Raw genomic sequence first — 10332 nt, forward strand, 5'->3', positions numbered from 1 at the left:
GCTGACCAGAATCACGCACCAAGTCTCACGTGCGTTCGACTTGAATTTATGTAAGAGTATTGTATAGATAGCAATTTTTTGTTGCATTATTTCATAAACGTACAAGAAGGCAGAGTCAGATTTTTCTCTGGGAGCGATTGTTAGCGACCGAGACAAATCTGACTCTGCCTTTTCACAACCTATAAAATAGCCACAAAACAAACTAAATAGTGTTCCATTTTGTACAACTTACAAAAATAGCCACAAAACAAACTAAAAAAGTTCCACTTTTCACAACGAACCGTAACAGCCACGAATCACTTCTTTTTTTTACAAGTTTCAATTTCATTTTTGTACAAATCCCAGATGAAATCCCACCAATTTAATGGTACAATAAGTACAGTTAATCAGTCTGAAATAAATGACTGACAAAATTCATGAGGAGGAAAAACGAAAATGGGAGATCAGAAACTGACAGGTCGTGTAACAATCCCGACAGATATTGATGTCGTTCCGGAGACACTGGAACTGATGAAACGCTGGGGAGCAGATGCCATTCGTGACTGCGATGGAACCGATTACCCGGAAGGATTAAAAGATGTAGCTGCGAAAGTGTATTCTACTTATTATACAACGAGAAAGGATAACGAGTGGGCAAAAGCCAATCCGGATGAGATTCAGCAGTGCTATATCATGACAAAATTTTATACTGCTGAATCTGACAAATTATCCATTCATCTGATGACCGGTATTTATCCGGAAATGCTGAAAGTAAACAGCCACGATGACATTCGCCGCTGGTGGGAAGTCATCGACCGTACCACTGGTGAAGTAGTAAGCTGTGATAACTGGTCTTATTCCGAAGAGACCGGAGATGTGACCATTGATCCGGCGACACCATTCCATGATTATACCGTAAGTTTTCTGGCTTATATCATGTGGGATCCGGTGCACATGTACAATGCCGTTGTCAACGACTGGAAAGACGTAGAGCATCAGATCACATTTGATGTGCGTCAGCCAAAGACACATAAATTCAGTATGGAGCGTCTGCGGAAATTCTGTAAAGCAAATCCGCATGTCAATGTCATCCGCTATACCACATTTTTCCATCAGTTTACGCTTGTATTTGACGAGCTTGCAAGGGAAAAATATGTTGACTGGTACGGATATTCTGCCAGTGTAAGCCCATACATTTTAGATCAGTTTGAAAAAGAAGTTGGTTACAAATTCCGCCCGGAATACATCATTGATCAGGGATATTTCAACAATCAGTACCGTATTCCATCCAAAGAATTCAAGGATTTCCAGGCATTCCAGCGCAGAGAAGTTGCAAAACTTGCCAAAGAAATGGTAGACATTACTCATGAGGAAGGCAAAGAAGCTATGATGTTCCTTGGCGATCACTGGATCGGAACCGAGCCGTTTATGGATGAGTTCAAGACCATCGGTCTGGATGCACTGGTAGGAAGTGTCGGAAACGGTTCTACCCTGCGTCTGATCAGTGATGTGGAAGGTGTAAAATACAGAGAAGGCAGATTTTTACCGTATTTCTTCCCGGATACCTTCCATGAGGGCGGTGATCCGGTAAAAGAAGCAAAAGAAAACTGGGTAACAGCCAGAAGAGCAATCCTGCGTAAACCGATCGACCGTATCGGATACGGCGGATATCTGAAACTGGCCTGCGAATTCCCGGAATTCATCGATTATATTGAGAGTGTCTGCGATGAGTTCCGTCTGCTGTATGAAAATGCAAAAGGAACCACACCGTATTGTGTAAAAACCGTTGCAGTATTGAACAGCTGGGGCAAAATGCGTTCCTGGGGCTGCCATATGGTTCATCATGCATTGTATCAGAAACAGAACTACAGTTATGCAGGTGTCATTGAAGCACTGAGCGGCGCACCGTATGATGTAAAATTCATCAGCTTTGACGATATCCGTGCAAATGCAGATATTTTAAATGACATTGACGTTATTATCAACGTAGGTGATGGCGATACCGCACATACCGGTGGTTACGAATGGGAAGATCCGCAGATCGTAGAGGCTATCCAGAAATTTGTATACAACGGCGGTGGATTTATCGGTGTCGGAGAGCCGACCGGACATCAGCATCAGGGCAGATACATTCAGCTTGGCAATGTGATCGGTGTGGAAAAAGAGACCGGATTTACTTTAAATTATGACAAATATAACTGGGAAAATCATCCGGATCACTTTATTTTAGAGGACTGCACAAAAGATGTCGACTTCGGAGAAGGCAAGAAGAGCATGTTTGCCCGTGAGGATACCGAGATTCTGGTTCAGCGCGACAAAGAAGTTCAGATGGCAGTGCATGAGTTTGGAAAAGGACGTTCTGTATACATCAGCGGTCTGCCATATTCTTTCGAAAATGCACGAATCCTGCATCGAAGTGTTATGTATAGCTGCCACGATGAGGCAAACTTAAGAAAATGGTATTCTGAGAACTTCAACGTGGATGTACATGCGTATGTGGCAAATGGCAAATATTGTGTTGTTAATAATACTTACGAGCCGCAGGACACAGTTGTTTACCGCGGAGACGGAAGCAGCTTTGAATTACACCTTGATGCAAATGAGATTAAGTGGTACGAAATTTAAAAGAATAATAGCGTAAACGTGTAAGATACCTTATAATAAACGATAGGGTATCTTACTTTTTTGTGGGATTGTTGAAAAATAAGTGGAAAAAGAACAGGAGCAAAAAATCATGGCATTACAGCTCATTTACGGAAATTCCGGCAGTGGAAAATCAACCTATATTTATGAAAAAGTCATTCAGATGGCGCAGGCAGACCGCAGGCGCAATTTTTATGTCATTGTTCCGGAGCAGTTTACAATGCAGACACAGAGGGAGCTGGTGCGCCGATCCAAAAATCATGTAATCGTAAACATTGATGTGGTCAGTTTTGAACGTCTGGCATATCGTATTTTTGATGAACTTGGCATTCAGAACACGGTTATGGAAGAAACCGGAAAAAGTCTGGTATTGCGTAAAATTGCAGAGGAAAAAGGCAAAGAGCTGACGGTTTTACGTGGAAATATCCGAAAAATGGGGTATATCAATGAGCTGAAATCCATGATTTCTGAGCTGATGCAGTATGATATTTCCGTAGAAGAACTGGAAGATTTTTTGCATCAGTTAAAACCGGATTCCAATCTGTATTATAAATTATCGGACGTGCATACCATGTATGCGGCTTTTGAGGAATATCTGCAGGGACAGTACGTGACAGCGGAGCGAGTACTGGATGTATTGGCAGAAGCGGTGGATGATTCCAAATTGCTGCGGGATGCAGTGTTTGTATTTGACGGATTTACCGGATTTACTCCGGTGCAGATGAAATTGCTGCATCGCTGTATGCATGTGGTAAAGGATATGTATGTGACAGTGACAATGGATGTGCGGGAAGATCTGTTGGCAGATCACGGAATTCAGGATCTGTTTTACATGAGCCGGAAAATGACGGCGGCATTGTTGCGGGCGGCAAAGGAAGAAACATATATTGTAGAAGAACCGGTATTTTTACCAGTTGGTGAAAATAGCCGTCTGGCGCAATCGCCGGTGCTGGCACATCTGGAACAGAATCTGTTCCGGGTGCGCAGCCACAGATATGAGGAAAAATGCGGGGAATCGTTACGCATTTATTCACTGGCAACACCAAGGGAAGAACTTATCTTTGCGGCATGGAAATTGTCACATTTGATGCGGGAAAAAAATTATCGTTATCATGAATGCGCCATTGTATGCGGGGATGTGGAATGTTATGAAAAGTATGCAAAATCTATTTTTGAATTATATGATATTCCGTATTTCGTCGATACCAAAACGTCGATTCTGTATCATCCATGTATCGAACTGATCCGTGCCGTATTAGAAATGGTAGAAAAAGATTTTTCTTATGAAAGTGTATTTCGATTTTTCCGAACCGATCTGTCCGGGTTTACGGAAAAAGACATTGATTTTCTGGAAAACTATGTGCTGGCGCGGGGCATTCGAGGAGCCTCTAAATGGAAGAAAAAATTTTTGAAACCTATGCGTCATACCGGCAGAATCCGCGTGGAAGAACAGGTACTGCAGCAGGAGCTGGCGCGCGCCAATGCGCTGCGGGAGCGATTCTGGAAAATGTTAGAGCCGTTTTATCTGGCAGCGTCAGAAAAAGAAGTTACGGTATCCGAAATGACAAAGGCATTGTATGATTTGCTCTGTGGGTTACATCTGGAAGAACAGATGAAAGAGCAGCAGGAAGCCTTTGAGGAAGCTGGAGAAGAATTGCTGGCGTCTCAGTATCGACAGATTTACAAAATCGTGATCGATCTGCTGGATAAACTGGTGGATCTGCTGGGAGAGGAAAAACTGTCCATCCGGGATTATGCGGACGTGCTGGAGGAAGGCTTTGCATCGGCAAAAGTAGGAGCAATTCCACCGGGAGCGGACTGTGTGATTCTGGGAGATATTGAGCGAACCCGTCTGGAAGGCATTAAAGTGTTGTTTTTCCTTGGCGTAAATGATGGCACGATTCCGAAAAGTACGGCAAATGGTGGCATTTTATCCCAGTATGACCGGGAACTGATCGAGGAGCAGAAGCTGCAGTTGTCACCGACTGCCAGAGAACAGTCCTTTTTGCAGCGGTTTTATCTGTATCTGAACATGACAAAACCGTCAGAGGCACTGTATCTGACGTATGCCAGAATGGATACGCAGCAGAAGGCGACACGCCCGTCCTACCTGATCGGCACGGTGCAGAAGCTGTTTCCAAATGTGATTGTAGAGGAAATAGAAGCAGATGCATCCGGAACACCGGTTTCACCAAAAAGCAGTCTGGAGACTTATATTTCCGGTCTGACACAGGCGAAAGCAGGAAGCATTACAGAAGAATGGAAAGCGTTGCACCGGTATCTGAGTGAATCAAAAGAATGGGGATCTGTGGTACATGAATTGTTTGCAGCGGCATTTTCCCAGTTTACCGGAGAGCAGCTGGCAGTCGAGACCGCGCGGCAATTGTATGGAACGGTGCTGACCAATTCAGTGACCAGACTGGAGCTGTTTGCCCGTTGTGCCTATGCACATTTTCTGGAATATGGTTTGAAATTGTCTGAACGGGAGACTTACAGTTTTGCGGCGTTGGATATGGGAAGCATGTTTCATGAGATTTTGCAGCGGTATTGTGAAGGTCTGGAAAAATCCTATGACTGGTATACCATCACAGAACCGGAACAGGAAAACTTGCTGCAAACCGCTATGCAGGAAGCAGTTCTTTCCATGCCAAATGAATCCTTGCTGGAATCTGCCAGAAGTGCCTATGTATTGGAGCGGATCTATCGGATCATGAAGCGCAGTATCTGGGCGCTGACGGAACAGATCCGGCATGGAACTTTCAAACCGGCGGGCTATGAAGTGGATTTTGTGCAGGTAAATGAGTTAAATGTGGAAAATATGATGCTGGATGCGGAGCATAAGATGCGTCTGGTAGGAAAAATTGACCGTATGGACACCCGCGAGACGGAGGATGCCGTATATGTCCGCATCATTGATTATAAATCCGGAAAAACAACGTTTCAGTTGTTGAATCTGTATTACGGACAGCAGCTGCAGCTTGTGGTGTATCTGAATGCCGCCATGGAGCAGCTGAAAAAAACACATCCAGGAAAAGAGATTGTTCCAGCGGGTATTTTTTACTATCGAATGGATGATCCGATGGTGGACGCAGATGGTGAGGATGAAGAAAAAATCATGGAACATATCTTAAGTGAACTGCGTCTGAATGGTCTGATCAGTCTGGAACCAGAAGTTTATCAGCAGATGGATGTAGGATTGGCGGGCAGATCGGAAGTCCTTCCATTGACACTGAAAACGGATGGAACACCTGCGAAAAAGGGAACATCGGGAGCCGGACGCAGGGATTTTCAGGCGATGACAGCCTTTGTGAATCGAAAGATCTGTGATGCGGCAGAAAAAATCCTGTCTGGTGATATTGATATCCGACCGTTTCAGATGGAGCAGAAAACCGGCTGCGATCACTGTCCGTATCATAGTGTGTGTGGCTTTGATCCGAAAATTCAGGGATTCACCTATGAAAAAAATAAGAAATTAAAGGATGAAGATGTGTGGGCGAAAATTTATCGGGAAGGAGGTCTGCCGGATGAGCGTTAAGTGGACAAAAGAACAGGAAAAAGTCATCAATCTGAGAAACCGGAGTCTGCTTGTCTCTGCGGCTGCCGGTTCCGGAAAAACAGCGGTGCTGGTACAGCGTATTATTTCTATGGTAACGGATGAAACAGATCCGCTGGATATTGACCGCCTGCTGGTTGTGACCTTTACCAATGCGGCAGCAGCAGAAATGCGGGAGCGTGTCGGTGCCGCTATTGAGAACGCATTGGAACAGGATCCGTATAACCAGCATTTGCAGCGGCAGCTGACGCTGGTGCACAATGCACAGATCACTACCATTGACAGTTTCTGCATCCGGATTCTGCGGGATCATTTTCACAAAATTGATCTGGAACCGGGATTTCGCATTGCGGATGAAGGAGAGCTGAAACTGCTTCGTGAGGATGTCTGTGAGGCGGTTCTGGAAGATTTTTATCAAAAGGCAGATCCGGAGTTTTTGCGGTTTGCAGACAGTTATTCCGGTGCAAAAAACGATTTACAAATCAAAGAAATGATCCTGAAATTATATAATTATGCGGAAAGCTATCCGTGGCCGAAGGAATGGCTGGAGACCTGTGTGCAGCAATATGAAGCCGCCAATGAAGCGGAACTGGAAGAAAAAAGCTGGATCAGAGATTTTCTGTCATATTTAAATGTACGTGTGGAGGATCTGATCACTGCTCAGGAAAAATTGCTGGAGCTGACACAGGAGCCGGATGGACCATATATGTATGAGGCATCCATTGCCGATGACCTGCGGCAGTTGGAAAATTTGCGAAAATGTGAACATTTTTCTCAGTGGCAGGCAGCCATTTCTGCCATTGATTTTAAAAATATCGGAAGATCTGGAAAATACGAAGGCAGTGTGGCAAAAAAAGACGCGGTAATGTCCGGGCGCAAGCGGATGAAGGATCAGATTGACAAGTGGAAAAAGACAATTTTTGCGACAATGCTGGAGGTGCAGTTAGAGCGTCTGACACAGACGTCCAAAATGGTGCGGATGCTGGTGACACTGACGCAGGCATTTTCTGATCGTTTTCAGGAAGAAAAGCAGAAGAAAAATATGCTGGATTTTTCGGATGTTGAGCACAATGCGCTGCGTGTACTGGTGGATTCGGAAACGAAAGAGCTGACCGAAACGGCGCTGGAATATCAACAGCAGTATCGGGAAGTTATGATTGATGAGTATCAGGACAGCAACTATGTACAGGAAACATTGCTGACAGCGGTTTCCGGTGTGAAAAATGGAAACGAAAACCTGTTTATGGTTGGTGATGTCAAGCAGAGTATTTATCGGTTCCGGCTGGCGCGACCGGAGCTTTTTATGGACAAATATCATCGGTTCAGCACCGAGGAGAGCAGTCAGCAGCGCATTGACCTGCACCGAAATTTCCGAAGCCGCCGGGAAGTGGTGGAAGCGGTAAATGATATTTTTTATCCGCTGATGGAAAAAAATCTGGGAAATGTGGCATATGATGCGGAGGCAGCTTTGTATGCAGGAGCGGTGTATCCGGATTATGAGAATGCGGATTGCTGTAAGCCGGAGCTTTTGCTTGTTCCTTCCCAGGAGAGCGGCATGGAACGACGGGAACAGGAAGCAGCGGCTGTGGCAGGTCGGATCCGGGAACTGGTGGAGACACAGGAAATACCGGAAATCACGTACAAGGATATTGTACTGTTACTGCGTTCCATGTCCGGTTGGGCAGAGACCTATCAGAAAGTGTTTGAGCAGGAAGGAATTCCGCTGATCGTTGCGTCCAAAACAGGCTATTTTTCGGCAACGGAAGTACAGACCGTGCTTTCACTGTTGCGTGTGTTGGATAATCCGTATCAGGATATTCCACTGGCAGCGGTGATGAAATCCTATTTTGGAAAGTTTTCATCGGAGGAACTGGCACAGATTCGGTCGGAATATCCGGGAATGCCGTTTTATCAGTGTGTGGAACAGATGCTGCCTGTATCAGAGAAAATTATTGCCTTTCAGGAAATGCTGCAGAAATTTCGTCAGCGGATTCCGTATACACCGATTCATCGTTTATTGCAGGAAATTCTGGATGAGACCGGCTACCGTAATTATGTGGCAGCGTTGCCGGCTGGTGAACAGCGCCGGGCAAATCTGGATATGCTGATGGAAAAAGCAGTGGCATATGAACAGACCAGTTATCATGGATTATTTCACTTTATCCGCTATATTGACCGATTGATGAAATATGATGTGGACTATGGCGAAGCAGAGATTGTCAGTGAGCAGGAAAATGCTGTCCGTCTCATGAGTATCCACAAGAGCAAAGGTCTGGAATTCCCCGTTGTGTTTGTCTGCGGTATGGGAAAACAGTTTAATGAGCAGGATCTCAACAGCAATATGATCTTTCACCCGGAATTTGGTATTGGATTGAAATGGTTTGACTGTGAGAAACGGACGAAAGCCAACACACTGATTCACCAGATTTTTGCTATGGAAGCAAAAAAGGAAAATCTGGGAGAGGAGCTGCGTGTGTTATATGTGGCACTGACCAGAGCAAAGGAAAAACTGATTCTGGCAGGAACCTGCAAGCTGCCGGAAGAAGGGCAATACAGCGGTTTTTCCAGAGAGGAAAAAGTACCGTTTTCCACCCGCTATGATGCGAAAAGTTACTGGGATTGGGTAATACCGGTGCTTGGTATGGAGAATCCGGATTACCGTTACGTGATCTGGGATGAGGCGCGGATGCAGCAGGAAGAACAGCGAAAATTACAGGATACAGCATTGGAACATCGGACACTTCTGGAAGCGTTGCAGAACGTATCAGAAACGGAACTGGCGCAGCTAAAAGAGACGTTTTCATGGGAATATGCATGGAAAGAAGAAGGCGCACACAAGCAGAAAGTGTCGGTGTCAGAATTAAAGCATCGGGCAATGGAAGAACGGAGTGAGTCGGCAGAACAGACTTTGAATACCGCACAACCATTGTTCCCGGATGAAATTGCGACACCGTATGTGCCGCGGTTTGTGCAGGAAGTAAAGGAAAATGCAGGTGCACTGTATGGAACCATGGTACACCGTTTTCTGGAATGTCTGGATTTCGCAGGACTTCCGGATTTTGCAGATGAAAAGCAGGGACTATATTTTGTAAAACAGCAGATTGATGCATTGTGTGCCCTTGGACGTATGCAGGAAGCGGATGCAAAACGGTTAAACTGGAAGCAGCTGCTTGGATTTTTACAGAGTGATACTGCAAAACGAATGCGTGCGGCAGCAGAACAGGGTGCTTTAGAGCGGGAAAAACCGTTTGTAATGTCAGTGCCGGCAAATCTGGTCTGGGAGGATAGCCGTCCGGAAGAAGATGTGCTGATTCAGGGTATCATCGATGTGTTCTGGGAAGAAGCAGATGGGATTGTTTTGCTGGATTATAAGACAGATCATGTAGACAATGCGCAGGAACTGGGGCGCCGTTATAAAAAGCAGTTGGAGCTTTATGCGGATGCACTGAGCAGATTTTCGGATGAAAAGCCGGTGAAGGAGATTTTGATTTATTCCTTTGCGTTGGCAGAGACAATATTACTTTAAATAAATGGAGAGAATTGTATATGAGAATTATTTTAGCATCAGCATCCCCGCGGCGTCGGGAACTGCTGGCTCAGATGGGAATGGAGTTTGAAGTATGCCCGTCACAGGGAGAAGAAAAAATTACAGAAGTGCTGCCGGAGCGTGCCGTGATGGAGCTGGCGCAGCAGAAAGCAGCGGAGATTGCAGTAAAAACCGAAGGAGATGCATGGATTCTGGGGGCGGACACAGTCGTAGTTTATGACCAGAAAATTCTTGGAAAACCAAAGGATGCGGAAGATGCAAAACGGATGCTTTGCATGTTGCAGGACAAGAAACATCAGGTGTATACCGGCGTGTGTATCTGGAAAAAGGAAAATGGAACAGAAGATGTGCGTTGCTTTTTTGAAAAAACGGATGTGGTCTTTTATCCGATGACAGAGGAAGAAATTGATCAGTATGTAGCTACCGGAGAACCGATGGATAAAGCCGGTTCTTATGGAATTCAGGGCGTGGGCGGTCTCTATGTCCGCGAAATTCATGGGGATTACAACAATGTGGTTGGTTTACCGATCGCACGGTTATACCATGAATTAAAGAAATAGATCATCTCAGTCTGAGTTGAGACTCCCACTTCTGCAAGTGGTGAGTAGTA

The 10332-nt window shown here is 45.2% G+C and carries 4 protein-coding genes; all 4 read left to right on the forward strand.

Going from position 1 to position 10332, the window contains the following annotated elements; translation table 11 throughout:
- The first annotated feature begins 435 nt into the window (after positions 1–435).
- The 4 genes from gnpA to LG34_RS03685 all read left to right on the forward strand — a co-directional run bounded on the left by gnpA (position 436) and on the right by LG34_RS03685 (position 10282).
- The gene (gene gnpA / locus LG34_RS03670) at positions 436–2604 is read left to right on the forward strand and encodes a 1,3-beta-galactosyl-N-acetylhexosamine phosphorylase (RefSeq protein WP_109214927.1); all 2169 of its coding nucleotides are present in this window, start codon (positions 436–438) and stop codon (positions 2602–2604) included.
- Positions 2605–2713: 109 nt separating this feature from the next.
- The gene (addB, locus tag LG34_RS03675) at positions 2714–6157 is read left to right on the forward strand and encodes a helicase-exonuclease AddAB subunit AddB (protein ID WP_109214928.1); all 3444 of its coding nucleotides are present in this window, start codon (positions 2714–2716) and stop codon (positions 6155–6157) included.
- Positions 6147–9701 carry a helicase-exonuclease AddAB subunit AddA gene (gene addA / locus LG34_RS03680; RefSeq protein WP_109214929.1) on the forward strand — a complete coding sequence of 1185 codons (3555 nt, stop codon included), beginning with the start codon at positions 6147–6149 and terminating at the stop codon, positions 9699–9701. Before addB ends, addA begins: the two co-directional genes overlap by 11 nt.
- A gap of 20 nt (positions 9702–9721) precedes the next feature.
- Positions 9722–10282, forward strand: coding sequence for a Maf family protein (locus LG34_RS03685; protein ID WP_109214930.1), 561 nt, complete (start codon positions 9722–9724; stop codon positions 10280–10282).
- Positions 10283–10332 lie beyond the last annotated feature (50 nt).

Source organism: Eubacterium ramulus (assembly GCF_003122485.1).
GTDB lineage: Bacteria > Bacillota > Clostridia > Lachnospirales > Lachnospiraceae > Eubacterium_I > Eubacterium_I ramulus_A.

Coding starts and splice junctions, on each gene's coding strand:
- addB (WP_109214928.1), top strand. CDS start 2,714: ATGGCATTACAGCTCATTTACGGAAATTCCGGCAGTGGAAAATCAACC.
- addA (WP_109214929.1), top strand. CDS start 6,147: ATGAGCGTTAAGTGGACAAAAGAACAGGAAAAAGTCATCAATCTGAGA.
- gnpA (WP_109214927.1), top strand. CDS start 436: ATGGGAGATCAGAAACTGACAGGTCGTGTAACAATCCCGACAGATATT.
- LG34_RS03685 (WP_109214930.1), top strand. CDS start 9,722: ATGAGAATTATTTTAGCATCAGCATCCCCGCGGCGTCGGGAACTGCTG.